The sequence below is a fragment of the Sulfurospirillum multivorans DSM 12446 genome, from assembly GCF_000568815.1.
Taxonomy (GTDB): Bacteria; Campylobacterota; Campylobacteria; order Campylobacterales; family Sulfurospirillaceae; genus Sulfurospirillum; species Sulfurospirillum multivorans.
Genome location: NZ_CP007201.1, coordinates 1,537,582 through 1,558,185 on the forward strand (window position 1 = coordinate 1,537,582; position 20,604 = coordinate 1,558,185).

A 20,604-nucleotide genomic window follows, 5' to 3' on the forward strand; every position below is an offset into this window, starting at 1 on the left:
GTCCCACTATGTAAATAGTAATGCAATTGTCTTACCAAAATACGACATTCAACTTTACATAATAGACATCTTGCAAAACTCAAATAAAAGGCACTAAAAATGCTTGGCAAGAGGCATGAAAAAATATGAACAAATGCAAAAGCATAAACCCAAAGATTTTAAGCGCCATATTGGCGTTAATGAAGAGACATTTAACGCAATGATAGAGGTGTTTAGGCAATACGATGAGAATCGTAAAAAAGGATTAGGTGTAGGAGGGAGGAGATCTCTTTCACCAGAAAATAAAGTACTTTTGATGCTTGGCTATTATCGTGAGTATCGCACCCTTGAACATATTGGATTTGATTATGGTGTGAGTGAATCAACGGCTTCAAGGATTGTATGTGAAGTAGAAGAAGTGTTGATTAAGTCTGGTAGATTTTCATTGCCAAGCAAGAGAGAACTCTATAAAAGTGATGTTGCCCTCTCTTTTGTTGTCATTGATGCGACAGAAACGCCTTGTCAAAGACCCAAAAAAAGCAAAGAGAGTACTACTCAGGTAAGCAAAAGCGTCATACCCTTAAAGGACAGATTGTGATTGATAAAGAGGAGAGGATTATGTGTGTGCATACCGCTAAAGGTACGACACATGATTTTAGACTGTTTCAAGAATCTAATCTCCCCTTGATGCCCAAGACCTGTGTTTATGTTGATTTGGGATATCTGGGTATTGCCAAAGAACATAGCCATTGTCAAATTCCCCATAAAGCCTCCAAACTTCATCCTTTGAGTGAGGAGCAAAAAGAGGAAAACAGACAAAAAGCAAGTGCTAGAATATGTGTTGAACATGTGAATGCTAAAATCAAAACATTTCAGATACTCACCCAAAAATACAGAAACAGAAGAAAACGATTCAATCTACGCTTTAATTTGATATGTGGATTAATCAACTTTGACCGTGGTTTTGCTGTGGAATACAAATGAGTTTTGCAAGATGTCTAATGTTTCAGCTAAGATAAAATTCTTTGCTTTCCTATCAAACACTTCGATACAAATATTGGTTGGCTTTTTAGGGTGCAAATAGAGCTTGATTCCATTCGCTCTTTCATAATTAAATATGGCATAGTTCTTTTGACTCATAAGCTGGGAATGGATAAATGCCAGTAGAATCTCTTGAAAATGAATAATGAAGATACGATTCACCAAAGGTGTTGTTCTCCAATAAAGTGTATCTATTTCGTAATAGGGATGACTTTTTTGTAACACATACCCACTCTCAATTTTTCCATTTTTCCCAGCACTGGTTGGGATAATCTTATTTTCTGGGATTTCTATTCTATCTGTAGCAAGATAAAACTCTTGAATCAATGGTATTACATGTAAACTCATACGAACTCCTTATATAGTTTTTTTGTAAAGATAAAACCCTATAGATACTATTCGTTTTAAAAAGCATAATTTTTAAAAATCACTCTTTACTTGCCTTACAGCATATTTAAGATCTTCAACTTTTTGTTTTATGTTGGGATAAAGTCTGGCTATAAGAGTATGATCTACTTTGAAAGAATGGTGTTTTGCTAAAAAGGCCTTTACTTTTGGAAAACTAAAATGTTCTTCTTTAACTAAGCGATAGACCAAAGGGGCATAGTGTCCTAATAGCTTAGACGACTTGGTAACCTTTTTCTTTTTGTGGGCTGCTAATGTCACTTTTATTTGCATGTTAAATTTCTCCTCTAGGGTAGTTAATTCCTTTGAATGCTTTTTTGCAGAACCAAGGTGTAAGGTATGGTAATGTGCTTCAAGGGAGAATAGAAGCGCACTATGTAAAAGATGAGAGCGATTTAGCTTAGAATCATTTCGTGATTTAAGAGCGTAGTAACGCTCTAAACTATTTTCCAAAATTTCACATTGCGTTACATCTGGTATTTTTGAAAATTTCCGTAAAAGCTGCTCTTGGGTATATGTTTTCAAGAAATATTATTTAGATTTATTTTGTAGATTTATTTCATAAGCTATAGGATCTTTTAAATATTCCATTAATTCACTTTCCCTCCACCGTGGGCTCCTAGAGCCTAAATAGATGGGAGAAGGCGCTTTTTTTAATTTCATTAGATTGCGCCAGCTACCTTCTTTTTTATTAACTATTTGAAGTACATTTGCAAGACGATATAATTTATCCATTTTTTATTCCTAGTATGATATATTTTTTTACAAAATAAATCTGCATTTATTGCGGTATAATATTGTATATTTTATTAATATTAGCTTATAAATGCAGTTATTTGCATATTTTACGGTTTATTTATACTACTTTAACTATTTAATTATATGATATTGTCTAATACTTCACTTAGATGATAAAACTTTTTTATCATTCCTTGCCTTTTTTGTGATATAATGATGTAATTAAGAATTTAATGCGCTTTATTCGCGGTATATTATTGTATTTAAATTTAATAAGCTTTAAAAGGGGATATATGCAGTTTAATGCAAATTATTTTATCGACCGATTACTTGATTACTATAAAGTTGCAACCATTGTTGCACTATCTTCTAAAATGCAAATATCGCAACAAACTATAACGTCATGGCGGACACGTAATTCTGTTTCAGCAATTCGTAAAAAGTGCCGAGAATTAGGTATTTATCACGATATTTTTAATAATTTAATATCTTCAAACAATAATTTTCAAAATGCAAATTTAAGTGGCGGTGCTACTGGAGTTGAAATTGGCTCCATAAACAAATCAATTCATTCTATTGCGAATAATGATTTTGGTTGTGATGATCTTGTCAAATCTCTTGTTAAAGAGCTTTGCAAGAAATATAAAGACGATATGGACACTCTTAAAACTTTATTGTTTCAACTAACTCTCCAGAAGTAAAAAAATGGATAATTCAGATATTACTACTTCTATTGATACGATAAAGAATGATTTTAGAGATGCAAATTTCCAAGATGAATCAGCAGGGGTTAAATTAAATAATTGCAAAATCAACTTATTGACTAATCAATTTAATTTCCCAAAACTTCATTGCATCTTTGATAAACCAAAATTTGATTCTCAAAAATTTATACAAACTGGGGCACATACTCTTGTCTATTTTTTAATTATTATTGTTAGTGCTTTTTTGATTTTAGTAACTGTATTCGATTCGCAATTTAAAAATTTAAAAGATTTAGAACCTTATCTTGTAAAAATTCTAATTGATTTAATTATGTTGGTTTTGGTACTTGTGGCTTTTTTTGAGGTTTTCTATCGAAAATATAAAATAAATTTTTCAAATAAGCTATGCTCTATTATTAGAAAAAGTTTTCTTTTCTACATTTTACTTTTTACTTTTTTAACATTATTATATATTTATTTTGGTTTGTACAAGTTTGCATTGCTATTTTTTATGGCCGCCACATACACTTTAGTTATTTTATTTCTGGTAAAAAAATAACTATAGTAGTTTTAAATTAATTTGTTTAAATACTTAACTTCAACTGGTCTAAATAATCACTCCACCATTGCATTAATATCTTTCTTTCTTTTAAATATTCAGCATGATTGTATGCGGCTTTTACACCAGAGCGTTCAGCGTGAGCCAATTGCCTTTCTATAGCATCACTATGAATTCCATGCTCACTGATTTGTTCATGTAAGATTGTTGAAGCCATTGCGCGAAATCCATGATAGACAATTTCTTCTTTTGAATATCCTAACCGTCTCAGAGCATAGTTAAGCGTGTTTTCACTCATTATTTTTATATTAGAGATTGAAGAAGGGAAAACATATAGACTACAATGTGCATTAATTGAATATGCGTGTTTCAAAATTTCTATTGTTCGATCTGTAAGTGGAACAATATGAGGAGCTTTCATTTTCATTTTAGCTGCTGGAATTCTAATTTCTCTTTTTTCAAAATCTATTTCTTTCCACTCTAATGATCTTATATTAGAAGACCGTAAAAAAATATAAGGTGAAATCATCAAAGCTAGTTTAGTGTTAATATCACCTTTGTAGCCATCAATAGCGCGGAGGAGGGCACCAACTTCTTGTGAATCTGTTATTGTTGGGAAATGCCTACGCTCTTGCGCTTGAATAACCATACTTTTTTCAATATCGGCAATAATATTATGCTCAACAATTTGCATAGTAACAGCATAACGCCAAATATTATTGAGCATGTTTAAAACTCGATCAGCTACTTCAAAAGCACCTTTATTTTGGATTTCTTTTAATATAGCTATTACTTCTAAACGACTAATTGTTTTGATATCCTTTTGCCCAATACTAATATATACATGATTAACTAAAAAGCTTTTTTTCTTTTGAATAGTTGTTTGAGCAAGTTTTCCAGCTTTTATATTAAACCATTCTTCTGATATATTTTGTAGAGTTGTACAATGTGCCAATTCTTTTTTATTATCTTTACGCTCTTGAGACGGATCAATGCTCTTGAATATTTTTTCTTTTGATTCCTGTCTTAACTTTCTAGCTTGTGCAAGTGTTATTTCTGGATATGTTCCAAAAGAGATTGTTTTTCGTGTACCTTGAAATCTGTAATCAAAACCCCATCTTTTATTTCGTTCTTTTTTAGACCAAATAATAATATATAGTCCATCACCATCATAAAGTTTATAGTCTTTTTCTTTTCGCTTAGCATTTTTTATCTGCATCTCAGATAGCGGTATAATCGACTTAGCCATGATAAATGACAGTACCTCACTTTATTTTTTTTGTAATTGTAGCATGTACTGTCAAAAATACTGTCATATATTTTGAATGTCAGTAAATTTATCTGATGTTATTTGAAGGTAAATAGAGCACATAAAGCGCTATTTAAAAGGGTTTTATGAGGTTAAATGAACTTTTATGATTGTGTTTAAAAGAAGAGATGGTACCTGAGGCCGGACTCGAACCGGCATATGTCTCCATACTAGATTTTGAGTCTAGCGCGTCTACCAATTTCACCACTCAGGCACTGTAAATAAGAGTTTGGAAGTGTACAAAAAAAAAGCTTAAACATCAGTAAAACTGAATGTTTAAGCTTTAGAAGCGAGATATTAAGCTTTTGCTACAACGTCTTTAAGTTTTTTACCAACTTTAAATTTGACAGCTGTTGTTTGTGCAACATCAACGACTCTGTTTGTACCAGGAACTCTAGCTTTTCTAGCAGCTCTTGTAGCAGTACTAAATGTACCAAAACCGATAAAGCTTACATCTTTGCCAGAAACTAGTGCTTCGCTGATTGCTTCTAAAGCTGCATCGACAGCTTTTTGACTATCTTTCTTAGAAAGACCTGCTTTCTCAGAGACTGCTTGGATAAATTCCGCTTTTTTCATGCCCATTCCTTAATATAAAGTGTTGTAATGTGAGGATTGTACAATTTTTTTTAAAAAAAGACAATAATATTTTTTAAAAAGTTAAAGAATAGTCCCAAAAAGCCGATATTTTGCACAAGGAATTAAAATTGCTTGTATTTGATACAAAGAAAATGGATGGAGAATATCATGAGAATCACAAATAACCTTTTGTATAGTAATTCAATTCGTAATTATAGAACAGCCAGTGAAAAACTCTACAATGTCAACCAACAACTAGCCTCTGGTCTAAAGATACAGAACAGTTATGAAGATACAGGTATATATGTTGATACCATGCGTTTAAATTCTCAACTCAGCTCACTTTCTCAAACGACTGAAAGTAGTTCTAAGGCAAGTTCTTTCGCAACCAATACGGATACGACCTTAAGTGATGTTACCGAGCAACTTGAAAATTTTAAAACACTTCTGGCTCAAGCAGCCAATGCTTCTAACTCTACAACCAGTTTAGAAGCGATTGCTTTAGAGCTTGAAACGATTCGAAACCAGATACAAAATTTAGCGAATACGTCTATTAATGGACAGTATCTTTTTTCCGGCTCAGCACTTAATACAAAACCTATTGGTAGTGATGGTTCCTATAATGGTAATGGAGAAAGTTTAACAGCCGTTGTCGGCTCAGGATTGGAACTTGCTTACAATGTAGATGGCAAATCACTTTTCTTGGGCAGCGATAGTGACTATACAAAAACAATTTCTACGAATGTATCGATGTACAATCAGACATCTTTGCATCCTGATGTTATGTCGACCAGTGGAACGAATAGTACGTCCGCAGAAGAGTATTTGACCGAAGATGACACAATACGCGATATGGTTGGTGATACGGACAGTGATGCCACCAATGATCCCAATACTGTTTTTTACCTTTCAGGTCGTGACATTGGCGGTGAAACATTTGCGACTAAACTGACAATTAGCTCTTCTTCTACTGTTTCAGACCTTCTAGAGAGTATTGGTAATGCCTATGGTAATACATCTACCAATACGCTTGTTGATGTCAGTATGAATGCCCGTGGACAAATAGAAGTGACGGATTTGACGGGGGGCAATAATGTGATCGAGATGAATCTCTTCGCTGCTGTGGATCGTGATGCTGCTGCTGGAACCTCTGGAGATGCCGATCAAAGCAGCGTTGAAGCCCTTGTCGCTCAAGGGAACGTTGATATTATTGAGTTTAATGCAAGTAACTACACAACAACCAATTCAGCTTCTACGATAGCGTCACGTGCGGATATCTACGAATCAGATATTTATTATATTGGTTATCCTCTTGAAGACAGCAGTGGCAATACAGCAAAAGCATCAACGCTTTTAAGTGATATGATGCCCTCAGATGTTGATAGCATTTTAGTGGGTGCAACAACCTTATCTGTAACAGCTACCACAACGGTTCAAGATTTATTGGATGCCGTTTCAACAGAAACGGGTGGAACAGCACGCATCGAAAATGGACAAATGATTGTTGAGAGTGCAGCCGCAGTGAATCTTCAGCTTACGGCACAAGATGTTACCTCAACCGCTACGGCTGGTTTTAGTATTCCAGATGCTGCTAATTATACTGCTCGTGGTTTTGAAAAAGAAGGCAATGCTCTGACTGGAAATGTCTCTCAGGTGGTAATTGGAACCAATGAGTATGCAACGGCAACTACAAAACTAAGTGAAGTTGCAGGCGATGACTTAAATGGCAAAGCATTAACATTAGACTATACTGATAAAAACGGAGCAAGCTATACTGCAACTATTAATTTAAGTAATGCTGGAAGCACGGTTGCAGTAGATCTTAATGGCGATGGTGATACTACAGATACGGATGAAACCTTTACTATTTTTGATAGTCAAGGTAATACCACTGCAGCAAATGATGTGACGTATCAACAATTAACAGATGTTATGAGCATGCTTACATCTGGTACGCTTCCAACTGATGGTGTCCCTGCAGCAAGTACTGATTTTGAAGAGTACAATTATGCACTTAAAACAGCTGCCAGTAGTGTTGCCGCCAGTATCGATGATGAAGGAAAATTGTCTATAGTCGATCGCACTGCTTCAGAATCTAAAATTCAGTTTAGTATGTACGATAGCGACGCAGGCGACTACAGTGGAACAACCAGTACAGCGCTCTCTTTTATGGCAAATGACTCTGTAACAACTGCGAGTCCTTATATTGATCTTTTTGATCAACTCGATGAAATGATTGAGGCTGTTCGTACAGGAACGTATCGTATGGATTCAGAATCAGACGATCCTCGTAATATGGGTATGCAAAACTCCTTAGCTGTTATTGATCATATTTCAGATCACGTTGAAAAAGCACATACTAAAATTGGTGCTCTCTCCAATGCCCTTACCAGTGCAAAAGATACCGCTGCGACTCTTACGACGAGTATTACAACGATTCAAACCGATATTGTTGGCGTTGATTTAACCGAAGCTTACTTAGAATACACCTCTGTTTCGACCTCGTATCAAACGATGTTGTCGACAATTTCTAAGGTTATGTCAATGTCGCTAGCGGATTACATGTAATAATTTGTTATAATACCTACACTTATTACATGTAAAGGATCTGCTATCTTTAAAGAGACTCTTTTTATTATTTTCATTGCTATTGCACTTTTCTTGGGCGTAGCAACCATTTTGCCCGACGCTTCTGTTGTGGGAAAATTTGGTGCATTTCTTGGGCAATTCAATCAACATGCCTTTGGGTATGCGGCTTTTATCTATCCATTTGTATTGATATTTCCCGCGTTTACACTCTATAAAGAGAGTAGACTCACAGAGCGACGCATCGGGGTGTTTTTAGCTTCTACTATTCTGCTGTTTACTTTTTTAATGGCGCAGTCTATTATGGTCAAGAGTGAATTGCGCGGTTCTTTTGGACGTGCTATCGTCGATATGCTGATCGCTTCTATTGGTATTATGGGTGTGTGGCTTTTTATTGTTGCAATTTTTCTTCTCTCTATGACACTGTTGGTAGAATCGAGTATCAGCGATTTTCTCACGATTATGAAGCCGACTTTTACCAAAACGAAAATCAAAGAGTATCAAGCCGAAGAGGAACCAACGGTTGATACAAAAAAAAGTCGCGTTATCAAAAAAGAGGTTTCAGCTCCTAAAGAAAAAATCGTGCTTAACGATGATCTTCCCGATGAAAACCCTGTTATTATAGAACCACTGTATCCTGAAAATACAGAGCCAAAAAAATCGCTGGTTCATCTTAAAAGCGCTAAAAAAGTTGAGATCCTCAGTGAAGTAGCGGAAAATACTAAGTTACTTTCCGAGATTGATCAAGGCGAATGCGACAAACCCAAAGATTTTAAGCTGCCACCATTGTCTTTTTTGGCTAATCCTCCTGCCAAAGTTGTGCATGTCAATGAGAGTGAGATCGATCAAAAAATTCAAGACCTTTTAGAAAAACTCAGACGCTTTAAAATTGAAGGCGATGTTGTTCGCACCTACTCTGGACCTGTGGTAACGACATTTGAGTTTAAACCTGCACCTCACGTTAAAGTCTCACGTATCTTAACGCTTCAAGATGACCTTGCTATGGCATTAAAAGCCAAAACGATTCGTATCCAAGCTCCAATTCCTGGCAAAGATGTTGTGGGTATTGAAGTACCAAATCAAAAAATAGAGACCATTTACCTCAAAGAGATTTTAGAGAGTGATATTTTTAAAAAATCTTCTTCGCCATTGACGATTGCACTGGGTAAAGACATTGTTGGCAATGCATTTGTCACCGATCTTAAAAAACTTCCTCACTTACTCATAGCAGGAACAACGGGCAGTGGTAAAAGTGTGGGAATTAATGCGATGCTACTTTCCCTTTTATACCGCAATTCACCCGATACATTGCGCTTTTTGATGATTGATCCGAAGATGTTGGAGTTTTCGATTTATAACGATATTCCGCATCTGTTAACACCGGTGATTACCAAGCCAAAACAGGCGATTGTTGCACTGGCGAATATGGTCAGTGAGATGGAGCGACGTTATCAAATCATGAGTCGTTCGAAAACCAAAAACATTGAAAATTACAATGAAAAAGCAAAAGCAATTGGCGTTGAACCACTTCCGTACATTGTCATTATTATTGATGAGTTAGCGGATCTTATGATGACGAGCGGCAAAGATGTAGAATTTTATATCGCGCGTTTGGCACAAATGGCACGTGCCAGTGGAATTCACCTCGTAGTTGCGACGCAACGACCTTCGGTGGATGTTGTCACAGGTCTTATTAAGGCAAACTTACCTTCTCGTATTAGTTTTAAAGTAGGGCAAAAAATCGATTCAAAAGTCATTTTGGATGCCATGGGAGCTGATTCACTGCTTGGAAATGGTGATATGCTTTTCACGCCTCCAGGTACTTCGGGGCTCATTCGTTTGCATGCTCCCTACACCAGTGAAGATGAAATTGACCGCGTGGTTGAATACCTCAAGAAACAGCGCCCTGTCGTATACGACGAGAGTTTTCTTAAAGAGAGTGAAGAGGGTTTTTCGGCTTCTTCTAATAGCAAAGATAGTGGTGAGTTGGATGAGCTTTTTGATGATGCAAAAGCCATTGTCCTTAATGAAAGAAAGAGCTCAATTTCTTATATTCAAAGAAGATTGAATATTGGCTATAATAGGGCAGCGACGATTGTCGAGCAACTGGAGGCTATGGGAATACTCTCTTCTCAAAACGCTAAAGGGCAGCGTGAGATCATCGTAAACTAACCAAATCGTAAGGAGTCAGTCACAATGAGTTTTTTCCAAGCGTATGAAGCAGAAGTGAATGAAAGAGCAAAGTTAGGGGTTCCTCCTTTACCTCTTGATGCCAAAAAGACAGCCGAGGTAGTAGAGCTTTTGAAGAAAGAGGAGGGTGATCAAGCCTTTTTAAGAGATTTGTTGGCAAATCGTGTGCCACCCGGTGTGGATGAAGCCGCCTATGTTAAAGCAGCTTTTCTGAACGATGTCGCTCAAAAAAACGTTACATGTAAAGCAATTTCTCCTGTCTACGCGATAGAACTTTTAGGAACCATGTTTGGTGGTTACAATGTTCAACCCCTCGTTGATGCACTCAGTTCAAAAGATGAAGCCGTAGCACGTGCCGCCTGTAATGCACTCAAACATACGGTGCTCGTTTATAGCTCTTTTAACGACATTGAAGCTCTCTGCAAAACCAACGTTTATGCGAAAGAAGTGATGACCTCTTGGGCAAATGCGGAGTGGTTTACCAATAAACCTTCTCTTGCTGAAAAAATCACGGTAGCTGTTTTAAAAGTAGCCGGTGAAACCAATACCGATGATCTAAGCCCAGCGAGTGAAGCGTTTACCAGAAGTGACATCCCTCTTCATGCCAATGCGATGTTGGTTAAAAGACTTCCCGGTTCTATTGAAAAGATCAAAGAGCTTATTGCAAAAGGCTATGAAGTCGCTTATGTGGGCGATGTTGTAGGAACAGGAAGTAGTCGAAAGTCTGGTATTAACTCGATTCAATGGTTTATGGGACGTGAAATCCCGAATGTTCCCAACAAAAAAACAGGCGGCTTGATCTTAGGATCGACCATTGCGCCTATTTTCTTCAATACCGCCGAAGACAGCGGCGCGCTTCCGATCGAAGTCAATGTTGAAAGCTTGGAAACGGGCGATCTTATAGATGTCTATCCCCTTGCTGGTAAAATCGAAAAAAATGGCATAGTCGTTGGAACGTTTAAACTTTCCCCCAATACCTTAGCCGATGAGTACCGAGCCGGCGGTAGAATTCCTCTTATCATTGGTCGTGGACTCACCACAAAAGCACGAGCGAGCCTTGGTATGGGCGCAGAGAATATCTTTGCCAAACCAGAGCAACCTGAAGAGCAAAAAGGTGTTGGCTACACATTGGCTCAAAAAATGGTTGGACGTGCGTGTGGGGTTGAAGGTGTTCGTGCTGGCATGTATGTGGAACCGCATACGCTCACCGTTGGTAGTCAAGATACCACAGGACCGATGACGCGAGATGAGATCAAAGAGCTTGCAGCGCTTGGGTTTAGTGCCGATCTTGTGATGCAAAGCTTTTGCCACACCGCGGCGTATCCCAAACCAAGCGATGTTAAACTTCACCATACGCTTCCTGCATTTATCACATCACGCTCAGGTGTGAGTCTTAATGCAGGCGATGGTGTTATCCACTCATGGCTTAACCGTATGGTGCTTCCAGACACTGTAGGAACAGGTGGGGATAGCCATACACGTTTTCCTATTGGTATCTCATTTCCAGCAGGTTCAGGTCTTGTTGCCTTTGCCGCTGTAACAGGAAGTATGCCGCTTAATATGCCTGAATCGGTTTTGGTACGTTTTAAAGGTGAAATGCAACCGGGTATTACGCTTCGTGATCTTGTCAATGCTATTCCTTACTATGCGATCAAAAAAGGGCTTTTGACTGTTCCTAAAAAGAATAAAAAGAATATTTTTGCAGGAAAAATCCTCGAAATCGAAGGACTTCCAAAACTCAAAGTCGAGCAAGCATTTGAACTCAGTGACGCTTCAGCAGAGCGAAGTGCCGCTGCGTGTGCTGTAGCGCTCGATGTTGAGCCTATCGTTGAGTATCTCAAATCCAACATCACTCTCCTTGAAGCGATGGTCAAAGCAGGTTACGCGGATGCCAAAACATTGCAACGAAGAGCCGACAAAATGAAAGCGTGGATAGCGGATCCTAAGCTTTTAAAAGCAGACGCCAATGCGCAGTATGCAGAAGTGATTGAAATTGATCTTACAGAGATCAAAGAGCCAATTCTTGCATGCCCGAATGATCCTGATGATGTCGCAACACTGAGCGAAGTGCTTGCCGATGACAATCGTCCTAAGAAAATCGATGAAGTCTTTGTAGGAAGCTGTATGACGAACATTGGTCATTATCGTGCGCTTGGTGAAGTGTTACAAGGCGAGGGAAAAGTGCCAACGACACTGTGGATCGCACCTCCTACGAAAATGGATAAAGATCAACTTACCAACGAAGGGTATTATTCCATCTTTGGAACATCGGGTGCACGTATCGAAATCCCTGGGTGTTCCCTTTGTATGGGAAATCAAGCCAATGTTAAAGAGGGTGCGGTTGTCTTCTCCACATCAACCCGTAACTTTGATAACCGTATGGGGCCCAACTCCAAAGTCTATCTCGGTAGTGCTGAGTTAGCGGCACTTTGCGCGCTTTTGGGACGCCTTCCAAGTGTGGAAGAGTACATGAGCTTAGTGCCTAAAAAATTAGCAGGTAAGACGGACAAAGTCTATAAATACCTCAATTTTAACCTCATAGAAGATTACGAACTCGCGAACTAATAGAGTTCTTGAAAGAACTCTTGACACGTTTTTAAAGCAAAGCTCTAAAAACTACGTTAACACTGGGTTTACTTCGGCAGTAAGCCCACGCACCTTTGGTGCTTTGCTTCTTTTACAAGAAGCATAAGACCCACAAAAGCCACTCGTTTTGAGTGGCTTTTACTTTTACATGTAAGGATATTTTTGATTATCACTAAAAACTGCCTTGTAACCCTTGACTACACTGTTTTTGACACGGAAAACAACCTTTTGGACAGTGGCGTTACACCGCTTGTTTATCTGCATGGAGGGTACGGCGATGTTTTTGAAAAAATCGAAAAAACACTTGAGGGTAAAAGTGTGGGAGAAAGTATTCACATTCAACTTTCACCCAAAGAGGCATTTGGAGAGTACAAGCAAGAGTTTGTTTTAATCGAAGAGCGCACGATGTTTGAAGATGATTTGGAAGTCGGGCAAAATGTTGAAATGGTCTTTAGTGAAGATGATGAGAGCGAGATCATGTTAACATACGCGGTGGTTGAAATCCTAGAAGATCGCGTGATTTTAGATGCCAACCATCCTCTCTCAGGTCTTAGCATCATCTTTGATGGCACTGTCATCGGAGTTCGAGATGCAACCAGTGATGAAATTGAGAAAAGACTCCTCGGGAATGAAGAAGAGTCTTTAGTCGCATACCAAGACTAAGTCAGTTTCGCTTCCAACGCTTCCACCACTTGGTGCATTTTGTACAGTGAATCAGGATTGAGTGAGATCGAATCGATCCCATTTTTCACCAAAAACTCCGTAATTTCAGGGTAATCAGAAGGCGCTTGCCCGCAAATACCGATGTATTTACCGTGTGCTTTACATGCTTCGATTGCCATTTTCAGCATTTTTGTCACGGCAGGATTACGCTCATCGAAAATATGTGCGATCATCCCACTCTCTCTGTCTACCCCTAAAACAAGCTGTGTCAGATCATTCGATCCAATCGAATAGCCATCAAAGATTTTCAAAAACGCATCGGCAATGATCACATTGGCAGGTATCTCGCACATCGCGTAAATTTTAAGTCCATTTTCCCCTTGCACCAAACCTTGCGCGTTCATAATGCCAATGACTTTTGCCCCTTCTTCGGGTGTTCGCACAAACGGAAGCATGATGACAACATTGGTTAGTCCCATATCGTCTCGCACGCGCTTAAGCGCTTCACACTCCCATGCATATGCCTCTTTATAACTTTCATCGTAATAGCGACTTGCCCCACGAAACCCTATCATGGGGTTTTCTTCGACGGCCTCGTAAGCTAGACCTCCTAGCATATTGCGGTATTCATTGCTTTTAAAATCACTCGTGCGAATGATGACGGGTTTAGGGTAAAATGCCGCAGCAATCATGCCCACACCTTCGCTGATCTTTTGCAAGAAAAACTCTTTAGCATCACGATAAGGAGCCATAAAGGCTTTGATGGCTTCTTCATCTTTGACCTTATTGCCTTTGTGCATATTCACCAGTGCCATCGGATGGGCATTGATGGAATGCGTCATAATAAACTCCATACGAGCCAGTCCGACGCCATCATTGGGCATTTTGGCAAGATTGAACGCTTCGGCTGGATTGCCCACATTCATCATGAGTTTTGTCTTTGTCTCTTTAAGGGAGCTTATATCCATCGTTTTACATGTAAAGGCAATTTCACCTTCATAGATATAGCCTTCATCGCCCTGCGCACAGCTGACGGTGACTTTTTGAGTGTTACTGAGCACTTCGGTGGCATTGCCACATCCTACGACCGCAGGCACACCGATCTCACGTGCAACGATGGCGGCATGACAGGTTCGGCTGCCTCGGTTGGTAATGAGCGCGGAAGCTTTTTTCATGATAGGTTCCCAATCAGGGTTGGTCGTATCGGCAACCAAAACATCTCCCTCGTTAAAGCGAGCAAATTCGGAGGTCGTGTGGATGACGTTAACTTTTCCACTGCCTATTTTATCGCCCACAGCGCGACCTGAGGTGAGAAGCTTTGCCTCTTTAGTGCTATCAAGTGTATATTTTTCGATGGAAATATGGTTTTGAAGCTTGCTCTGCACCGTTTCAGGGCGCGCTTGGACGATGTAGAGTTTACCATCCAACCCATCTTTTGCCCACTCAATATCCATCGGGCGTTTGTAATACTCCTCAATAATGAGTGCATGACGCGCTAATTGTAGCACTTCGCTCTCAGTGATGCAGAAGCTATTTTGCTCGTGCGGTGTTGTTGGAACATTGATGGTATGGGTTGCTTCGCTGTAGAGCATTTTCTCTTTTTTACTGCCCAAAGAGCGTTTTAAAATCGTATTGAGCCCTTGTTTAAGGGTTGGTTTAAAAACAAAAAATTCATCGGCATTGACTTTACCACTGACCACATTTTCGCCCAATCCCCAGATAGCATTGATTAAGATGATATTTTCTGAGCCACTCTCGGTGTCAATGCTAAACATAACGCCACTGCTTGCTTTATCGCTTCGAACCATCTTTTGAATTCCCACAGAAAGCGCAACCTTAAAATGATCAAACCCTCGACTGCTACGGTAACTAATAGCACGATCCGTAAACAAAGAAGCATAGCACTGCTTCACACTTTGCAAAAGTTTTTCAGGTGTGTCAATGTTTAAAAAGGTCTCTTGTTGTCCTGCAAAACTGGCATCGGGAAGATCTTCAGCCGTGCCTGAGGAGCGCACAGCGACATCGATATGTTCTGAGCCATACTCTTGTGAGAGCATATGATAAGCACTTTGTAGCTCTTTACTCAGCTGTTCAGGAAGCGTAGCATTTAAGATGAGCTCGCGAATGGTATGACCACACGTTTGCAGAGCAAGCGTATCGGCACAATCGAGATTTTTGAGGGATGCTTGGATTTTTGCATCGATGCCATTTTCTTTAAGTAACAGACGATACGCATCACTCGTGGTTGCAAAACCATTGGGAACACGAATGCCTTTGGTTGATAATTTTTGGTACATTTCGCCAAGACTGGCATTTTTACCGCCCACAAGGGCGATATCACTGAGGTGAAGTTCATTGAAGAATCGAATGTAACGCATCATAACCTCCCGTACGAAAAGTTACTCCTATAGTAGCACAAAACAGAATTAAGGTCGCTATAAAAAGAAGATTACATGTAAGGTGAAAATGAGTTATTTTTGCTTCAACCAACGCTTAGCACAGACCAAAGTCGTACCCAATAAAATCAACGATGCGAACCAAAAAGAGGCATAAGGATGCACAAACTGGTTCATGACATACGCCAGCATTGGTCCAAGTGCTGCACCAAAGTCTATAAGCAATGAGTAGGTCGTCATAATTTTGATTTTGGCACCATTACTGGCCGTATCGGCTGCCAAAGCATCGGCAATGGTGGTAAGCGATGTAGCGGTAGCTTGTAACAAAAGAAGTACGCCGATCCATAACCAAAGGGGCAGATCAAACGAGACGAGTGCAAAGAGAATACTCGCTAAGAGCGTTGAAATCAAAAGCAAAGGGTACCGACCGGCTTTTCCATCGGTTAAGCTGCCAAACAGAGGGGCTAAAAAAGGCTCAAATCCCCAACGAATTGCTTGGAGAATACCTGCAAGTGATGAAGCACCAATGAGGCAGCCAAAGATCAATACCACCGAACCATTATGAATATTAATCAGATACGAGAGTGTTGATGTCACAATTCCTTGGTAAATGAGCGCAAAAAACATCCCAATGCCTAAAACCGATAAGACCGTACGATTGCTCCACAGTGAAAAGTGTCGTTCATCTTCGACGTGGTGCGCCACCATACCTTGGGATGTTGGTTTAATAACGATAAAAACAACGGGTAACGCGCAAAGGGTAACAAGACTAAAGATCACCGATGTGGTGGTTAAGCCATAAAAATCTGCTAAAAATCCTCCAATCAACATGCCCACTAAGCTTCCAAGGCGATACAAGCCATTGTAAAGCCCCATACTTTTACCTCTCGTCGCATCGGTTGCATATTCTAAAATCGTAAAATAAGCACCTAACCTTAAAAATCCCCACGCAACGCCCCAAAAACAACGCGCAATCAAAAGTCCAATAAATCCTTGAATTAAACCATACGAAAGAGTCGTTCCAAATGCCAACAAAACCGCGATCAAAACGCCTGTGCGCGCGCTAATTTTCGTGTAAAGCCAGCCGATAAGAGGATTGAGTGGGAGTCTGACTAAGCGGTTGATGGATAAAAGAATGCCTACTTGCCATAACGAAGTAAGCCCAGCTTCTTCAAAGTGCGTAGGTAAAACAACGTAGAGCATAGAATCGCCCACTAAGCAGACAGCGGTAATAAGTGCGATAATAATGATAGGATTTTTCTGAAAAGTGGGAAGCGTTTCGGGTTTCATAAAACCAGCTATGCTATTGGATTTCACATGTAAAAGGAAAAAAACGTATTAAATGGTCGGAGTGACGTGATTCGAACACGCGACCTCTACCACCCCAAGGTAGCGCGCTAGCCAGGCTGCGCTACACCCCGACACATTTAAGAGTTTGGATTTTAACAAAGATAACCAAAAAGTTTTATTATAATTAAGAAAAAATCATGAATGGAATGAATGAAAGAAATTCTCTTAACCACGTTTAACGCGCGCTATGCACACACCTCCATCGCACAACGCTATTTGTTTGCAAATCTTGAAGAGCTTCAAGAAAGAGCGAAAATAGTGGAGTTTGTCATCAACTCTCAAGTGGTCGATGCCGCCGAAGAAATTTTGAGGTACCAGCCCAAAATCGTAGGTATTGGTGCGTATATTTGGAATGCTTTGGAGGTGCAAGAGCTTATAAGCATTCTTAAAAAAGTTGCGCCTCAAATTCTCATCATTTTAGGAGGTCCCGAAGCGAGCCATTTTCCGCATCGTGTGGATTTTAGCAAAGCAGATTATATCATCCAAGGGGAGGGTGATATTGCTTTTTATCAGCTTTGTAAAACACTTTTAGAAGGAGCGCTACCGCCAGAGCGTGTTATTAAAGCGCCTATGGTTAATTTAAGCGCCATCAAACTTCCCTATGATTATTACACAGACCACGATATTAAAAACCGATACTGTTACGTGGAAGCGAGTCGTGGATGCCCGTTTACCTGCGAGTTTTGTCTCTCTTCAGCGGATAAAAAAGTGCGTGATCTAGAGATAACACGCTTTATTGCAGAACTTGAAAAACTCTGGCTTCGTGGGGTGCGCAATTTTAAGTTTATCGACCGAACATTTAACTTAAGCATTGAAAATGCAACGAAACTTTTGGACTTTTTTCTCTCAAAAACGGAAATATATTTTGTCCATTTTGAAGTCATACCCGACCATTTTCCCTCCGTTCTTCGTGAAAAAATAGCACAATTTCCTCCAGCAGCACTGCAACTGGAAGTGGGCATTCAAACGCTTGATCCTGAAATATCGAAAAATATCCACCGACGCCTCAACATACCAAAGATTGAAGAGAATCTTGCCTTCTTGCAAAATGAGACGCATGCCCATTTACATGTAGACTTGATTATCGGTCTGCCAGGGGAGAGTTTGGAGGGGTTTGGGCGCAATTTAGATAAGCTCTATTCGCTGACACAGTGTGAGATTCAAATTGGAATTCTTAAAAAGCTCTCAGGTACAACGATTTCAAGGCATGATGAGATTTACGGTATGGAATACTCTGACAAACCGCCGTATGATATTTTGCAAAATGATCTGATTCCTTTTGATCAGATGCAAAAGATGAAGCGTTTTGCGCGCTTTTGGGACATGATCTACAACAGTGGCAATTTCAAAAAAAGTGCCACCTATTTGTGGCGCGAAGGTAAGGTGTATGAAGGCTTTTACGCCTTTAGTGAATGGCTTTATACGCAAACAAAATCAACATGGCAAATTTCGCTGGATCGTTTAGCGGAGTTGATCTTTCGGTATCTTTGTGAGGTGATGAAACACGAAGAAGTGATCCTAAAAGCTAGTTTGATTGAAGATATTATGACGGTACGTGGACGTAAAATGCCCTCTTTCTTACGTGATAATTATCTTCCAGAAGAGGCTCAAAAAGAAGGTTCATTAAAACACAATAAGCGACAGTTAAAACATGTCACATCTTAAGGAGAAAGAATGAAAATTGATAAAAGTTGGTTAACCGATAGTTTAAGTGCGTCACTGGTTGTGATTTCATTTGTTCTACCAGAACCTTATGCCCATTGGGCGCTGCTTGCAGGTCTTTTTGCGCTCTCGGGTGCGATTACCAATCAAATTGCAATTCACATGTTGTTTGAAAAAGTGCCTTTTTTGTATGGAAGTGGCGTGATTCAACTGCAATTTGAGGCGTTTAAAACTTCGATTAAACAGTTGATGATGAATCAGTTCTTTACCAAAGAGCAGTTGGATGCTTTTTTTGAAAAAGAGAAGAAAACGCTTGATTTAGCGCCTATCATTGTAGATATTGATTTTTCACCTGCCTTTGATGCACTGACTAAAACCGTGATGGAGTCATCATTTGGTGGAATGCTCGGTATGTTTGGCGGGGAACGCGCATTAGAGGGGCTTCGAGCACCTTTTAGCGAAAAACTCAAAGATGCCATCATTGAAATCAGTGAAAGTGATGTATTTCAACAAAAAATAGCACAAAGTATACAAAATTCATCACTTAGTGATGATATGCTTATCACAATAGAGCAGATGATCGATGCAAGGCTGAGTGAGCTGACACCACAGATGGTCAAAGAGATCGTGCAGAATTTTATCAAAGATCATTTAGGCTGGCTCGTTGTTTGGGGTGGATTTTTCGGAGCATTGATCGGGCTTCTTTCGACTTTAATTCTATAATACATAAAATAATACATAGTAAAGAGGTTTCATGGAGTGTTCGTATTTTGGGAAATGTGGTAGTTGTACGCTGTATACATTGGACTATGAGGCGCAAGTTGAGCATAAAAAAGCACAGATGCAGACGTTATTTAAACCTTTACATGTAAACACATTTGAGTACTTCCAAACACCCTCAGAACACTACCGTGGACGCTCTGAATTCCGCATCTGGAAAGAGGGCGATACGATCAGTTATGCTATGGGTTCCTTCGATAAGAAAGGGGCTGTATGTATAGAAACATGCCCTAAAGTTGAGTTGAAAATCTATACATTGATGCCAGCGCTTCTCAAACAAATAGAAACTTCCACCATGCTTCGCGAGAAGCTTTTTGCGATTGAATTCTTAGCTTCCTCCGAGCATCTTTTGGTCACGCTCATCTACCACAAACCTTTACATGGTGAATGGGATGAAGCAGCCAAAGTGTTGGAAAAAGCGTTTGGTATTTTGATTATTGGGCGTAGTCGCGGCATGAAACGTCTCCTTACACAAGATTTTGTGGAAGATCGTTTTGAAATTGCTGGAAAAGCGTATCGCTACCATATCATCGAAGGAGGCTTTTCCCAACCCAATCGCTTGATGAATCAAAAAATGATCAGCTGGGTGCTCAGTCATCTTGAAAATTGTGAAGATTTATTGGAGCTTTACTGCGGTTATGGGAACTTCACGATTCCCATGGCGCAGAAATTTCAAAAGGTTTTAGCCACTGAGATTTCTAAAACGTCCATCAAATCAGCACTTCAAAACTGTGAACTCAATGACGTCCATAACATCGCATTTTTACGCATGAGCGCTGAAGAGTTAACGTCTGCTTTGAAAAAAGAGCGTGAATACAACCGCTTGGCGGGCATCAATTTAGAAGAGTACCATTTTAGTCATGTCTTTGTCGATCCTCCTCGTTCGGGGATGGATGAGGCGAGCTTAGCATTTATCTCTCAGTTTGAAAACATCATCTATATTTCATGCAATCCCGAGACACTTAAACGCGATTTGGAAGTGTTAACCAAGCAGTACGCCATCCTCCATTTTGCCTTGTTCGATCAATTCCCGAACACTGAGCATTTGGAGTCTGGCGTCATTTTAAAACGCCTTTAGCC

General features: G+C 39.6%; 18 protein-coding genes and 2 tRNA genes. 11 read left to right on the forward strand and 9 right to left on the reverse strand.

From position 1 onward, the window contains the following. Window positions 1-115: 115 nt before the first annotated feature. Both SMUL_RS07885 and SMUL_RS07890 read left to right on the forward strand, forming a co-directional pair. The gene (locus SMUL_RS07885) at window positions 116-577 is read left to right on the forward strand and encodes a transposase family protein (protein ID WP_025343414.1); all 462 of its coding nucleotides are present in this window, start codon (window positions 116-118) and stop codon (window positions 575-577) included. Further along, window positions 499-963: a transposase family protein gene (locus tag SMUL_RS07890; RefSeq protein ID WP_084613060.1), complete on the forward strand. Its 465-nt coding sequence runs from the start codon at window positions 499-501 to the stop codon at window positions 961-963. The genes SMUL_RS07885 and SMUL_RS07890 overlap by 79 nt, the downstream gene beginning before the upstream one ends. Here SMUL_RS07890 and SMUL_RS07895 read toward each other — a convergent pair. The 3 genes from SMUL_RS07895 to SMUL_RS07905 all read right to left on the reverse strand — a co-directional run bounded on the left by SMUL_RS07895 (window position 922) and on the right by SMUL_RS07905 (window position 2,160). Next, complete coding sequence (locus SMUL_RS07895; protein ID WP_025344721.1) at window positions 922-1,368, reverse strand: hypothetical protein; 447 nt, start codon at window positions 1,366-1,368, stop codon at window positions 922-924. The genes SMUL_RS07890 and SMUL_RS07895 overlap by 42 nt on opposite strands. Window positions 1,369-1,440: 72 nt before the next feature. Continuing rightward, window positions 1,441-1,878 (reverse strand): hypothetical protein, encoded by a 438-nt coding sequence (locus SMUL_RS17065; protein ID WP_145923246.1) that lies wholly within the window; start codon window positions 1,876-1,878, stop codon window positions 1,441-1,443. Window positions 1,879-1,956: 78 nt separating this feature from the next. Continuing rightward, on the reverse strand, window positions 1,957-2,160 hold the full coding sequence (locus SMUL_RS07905; protein WP_025344723.1) for a helix-turn-helix transcriptional regulator: 204 nt from the start codon (window positions 2,158-2,160) through the stop codon (window positions 1,957-1,959). Between the two features lie 296 nt (window positions 2,161-2,456). Between SMUL_RS07905 and SMUL_RS07910 the strand changes: the two genes are divergently transcribed. Then, on the forward strand, window positions 2,457-2,864 hold the full coding sequence (locus tag SMUL_RS07910; RefSeq protein WP_025344724.1) for a helix-turn-helix domain-containing protein: 408 nt from the start codon (window positions 2,457-2,459) through the stop codon (window positions 2,862-2,864). Window positions 2,865-2,868: 4 nt separating this feature from the next. Beyond that, a complete protein-coding gene (locus tag SMUL_RS07915; protein ID WP_025344725.1) occupies window positions 2,869-3,426 on the forward strand; it encodes a hypothetical protein in 558 nt (185 codons plus the stop codon). Window positions 3,427-3,451: 25 nt separating this feature from the next. Here the strand turns inward: SMUL_RS07915 and SMUL_RS07920 are convergent, their stop codons facing one another. From SMUL_RS07920 to SMUL_RS07930, 3 genes are all read right to left on the reverse strand, one after another. Continuing rightward, a complete protein-coding gene (locus tag SMUL_RS07920) occupies window positions 3,452-4,675 on the reverse strand; it encodes a tyrosine-type recombinase/integrase (protein ID WP_025344726.1) in 1,224 nt (407 codons plus the stop codon). 189 nt (window positions 4,676-4,864) lie between these two features. Next, window positions 4,865-4,949 (reverse strand) — tRNA-Leu (locus SMUL_RS07925). Between the two features lie 83 nt (window positions 4,950-5,032). Continuing rightward, window positions 5,033-5,311, reverse strand: a complete 279-nt coding sequence (locus SMUL_RS07930; RefSeq protein WP_025344727.1) for an HU family DNA-binding protein — start codon at window positions 5,309-5,311, stop codon at window positions 5,033-5,035. A gap of 168 nt (window positions 5,312-5,479) precedes the next feature. Here SMUL_RS07930 and flgL point away from each other — a divergent pair, with 168 nt between their 5' ends. The 4 genes from flgL (at window position 5,480) to SMUL_RS07950 (ending at window position 13,336) form a co-directional block, all read left to right on the forward strand. Further along, on the forward strand, window positions 5,480-7,879 hold the full coding sequence (gene flgL, locus SMUL_RS07935) for a flagellar hook-associated protein FlgL (protein ID WP_025344728.1): 2,400 nt from the start codon (window positions 5,480-5,482) through the stop codon (window positions 7,877-7,879). A gap of 93 nt (window positions 7,880-7,972) precedes the next feature. Then, window positions 7,973-10,069 carry an FtsK/SpoIIIE family DNA translocase gene (locus tag SMUL_RS07940; protein WP_025344729.1) on the forward strand — a complete coding sequence of 699 codons (2,097 nt, stop codon included), beginning with the start codon at window positions 7,973-7,975 and terminating at the stop codon, window positions 10,067-10,069. A 24-nt stretch (window positions 10,070-10,093) separates the two neighbouring features. Further along, the gene (gene acnB, locus SMUL_RS07945; protein WP_025344730.1) at window positions 10,094-12,652 is read left to right on the forward strand and encodes a bifunctional aconitate hydratase 2/2-methylisocitrate dehydratase; all 2,559 of its coding nucleotides are present in this window, start codon (window positions 10,094-10,096) and stop codon (window positions 12,650-12,652) included. 183 nt (window positions 12,653-12,835) lie between these two features. After that, window positions 12,836-13,336: an FKBP-type peptidyl-prolyl cis-trans isomerase gene (locus SMUL_RS07950; protein ID WP_025344731.1), complete on the forward strand. Its 501-nt coding sequence runs from the start codon at window positions 12,836-12,838 to the stop codon at window positions 13,334-13,336. Here SMUL_RS07950 and ppsA read toward each other — a convergent pair. From ppsA to SMUL_RS07965, 3 genes are all read right to left on the reverse strand, one after another. After that, window positions 13,333-15,714 carry a phosphoenolpyruvate synthase gene (gene ppsA / locus SMUL_RS07955; protein WP_025344732.1) on the reverse strand — a complete coding sequence of 794 codons (2,382 nt, stop codon included), beginning with the start codon at window positions 15,712-15,714 and terminating at the stop codon, window positions 13,333-13,335. The two genes, SMUL_RS07950 and ppsA, sit on opposite strands and share 4 nt — an antisense overlap. 93 nt (window positions 15,715-15,807) lie before the next feature. Further along, window positions 15,808-17,022, reverse strand: a complete 1,215-nt coding sequence (locus SMUL_RS07960; RefSeq protein ID WP_025344733.1) for an MFS transporter — start codon at window positions 17,020-17,022, stop codon at window positions 15,808-15,810. Window positions 17,023-17,075: 53 nt separating this feature from the next. Continuing rightward, window positions 17,076-17,153, reverse strand: a tRNA-Pro gene (locus SMUL_RS07965). Between the two features lie 79 nt (window positions 17,154-17,232). On the opposite strand from SMUL_RS07965, the gene SMUL_RS07970 reads away from it, so the two are divergent. From SMUL_RS07970 to trmA, 3 genes are read left to right on the forward strand one after another with little or no spacing between them, the layout of a single operon-like run. Then, complete coding sequence (locus SMUL_RS07970) at window positions 17,233-18,747, forward strand: B12-binding domain-containing radical SAM protein (protein WP_025344734.1); 1,515 nt, start codon at window positions 17,233-17,235, stop codon at window positions 18,745-18,747. A gap of 9 nt (window positions 18,748-18,756) precedes the next feature. Continuing rightward, entirely contained in the window at window positions 18,757-19,467 is a 711-nt protein-coding gene (locus SMUL_RS07975; RefSeq protein WP_025344735.1) for a hypothetical protein, read from the forward strand. A 31-nt stretch (window positions 19,468-19,498) separates the two neighbouring features. Beyond that, window positions 19,499-20,602, forward strand: coding sequence for a tRNA (uridine(54)-C5)-methyltransferase TrmA (trmA, locus tag SMUL_RS07980; protein ID WP_025344736.1), 1,104 nt, complete (start codon window positions 19,499-19,501; stop codon window positions 20,600-20,602). The last annotated feature ends 2 nt before the right edge of the window (window positions 20,603-20,604 follow it).

Bases quoted from the DNA above. Each gene is read 5' to 3' on its own strand.
- SMUL_RS07885 (WP_025343414.1), top strand. From the start codon at position 116: ATGAAAAAATATGAACAAATGCAAAAGCATAAACCCAAAGATTTTAAG.
- SMUL_RS07895 (WP_025344721.1), bottom strand. From the start codon at position 1,368: ATGAGTTTACATGTAATACCATTGATTCAAGAGTTTTATCTTGCTACA.
- SMUL_RS07905 (WP_025344723.1), bottom strand. From the start codon at position 2,160: ATGGATAAATTATATCGTCTTGCAAATGTACTTCAAATAGTTAATAAA.
- SMUL_RS07910 (WP_025344724.1), top strand. From the start codon at position 2,457: ATGCAGTTTAATGCAAATTATTTTATCGACCGATTACTTGATTACTAT.
- SMUL_RS07915 (WP_025344725.1), top strand. From the start codon at position 2,869: ATGGATAATTCAGATATTACTACTTCTATTGATACGATAAAGAATGAT.
- SMUL_RS07920 (WP_025344726.1), bottom strand. From the start codon at position 4,675: ATGGCTAAGTCGATTATACCGCTATCTGAGATGCAGATAAAAAATGCT.
- SMUL_RS07930 (WP_025344727.1), bottom strand. From the start codon at position 5,311: ATGAAAAAAGCGGAATTTATCCAAGCAGTCTCTGAGAAAGCAGGTCTT.
- flgL (WP_025344728.1), top strand. From the start codon at position 5,480: ATGAGAATCACAAATAACCTTTTGTATAGTAATTCAATTCGTAATTAT.
- acnB (WP_025344730.1), top strand. From the start codon at position 10,094: ATGAGTTTTTTCCAAGCGTATGAAGCAGAAGTGAATGAAAGAGCAAAG.
- ppsA (WP_025344732.1), bottom strand. From the start codon at position 15,714: ATGCGTTACATTCGATTCTTCAATGAACTTCACCTCAGTGATATCGCC.
- SMUL_RS07960 (WP_025344733.1), bottom strand. From the start codon at position 17,022: ATGAAACCCGAAACGCTTCCCACTTTTCAGAAAAATCCTATCATTATT.
- SMUL_RS07970 (WP_025344734.1), top strand. From the start codon at position 17,233: ATGAAAGAAATTCTCTTAACCACGTTTAACGCGCGCTATGCACACACC.
- SMUL_RS07975 (WP_025344735.1), top strand. From the start codon at position 18,757: ATGAAAATTGATAAAAGTTGGTTAACCGATAGTTTAAGTGCGTCACTG.
- trmA (WP_025344736.1), top strand. From the start codon at position 19,499: ATGGAGTGTTCGTATTTTGGGAAATGTGGTAGTTGTACGCTGTATACA.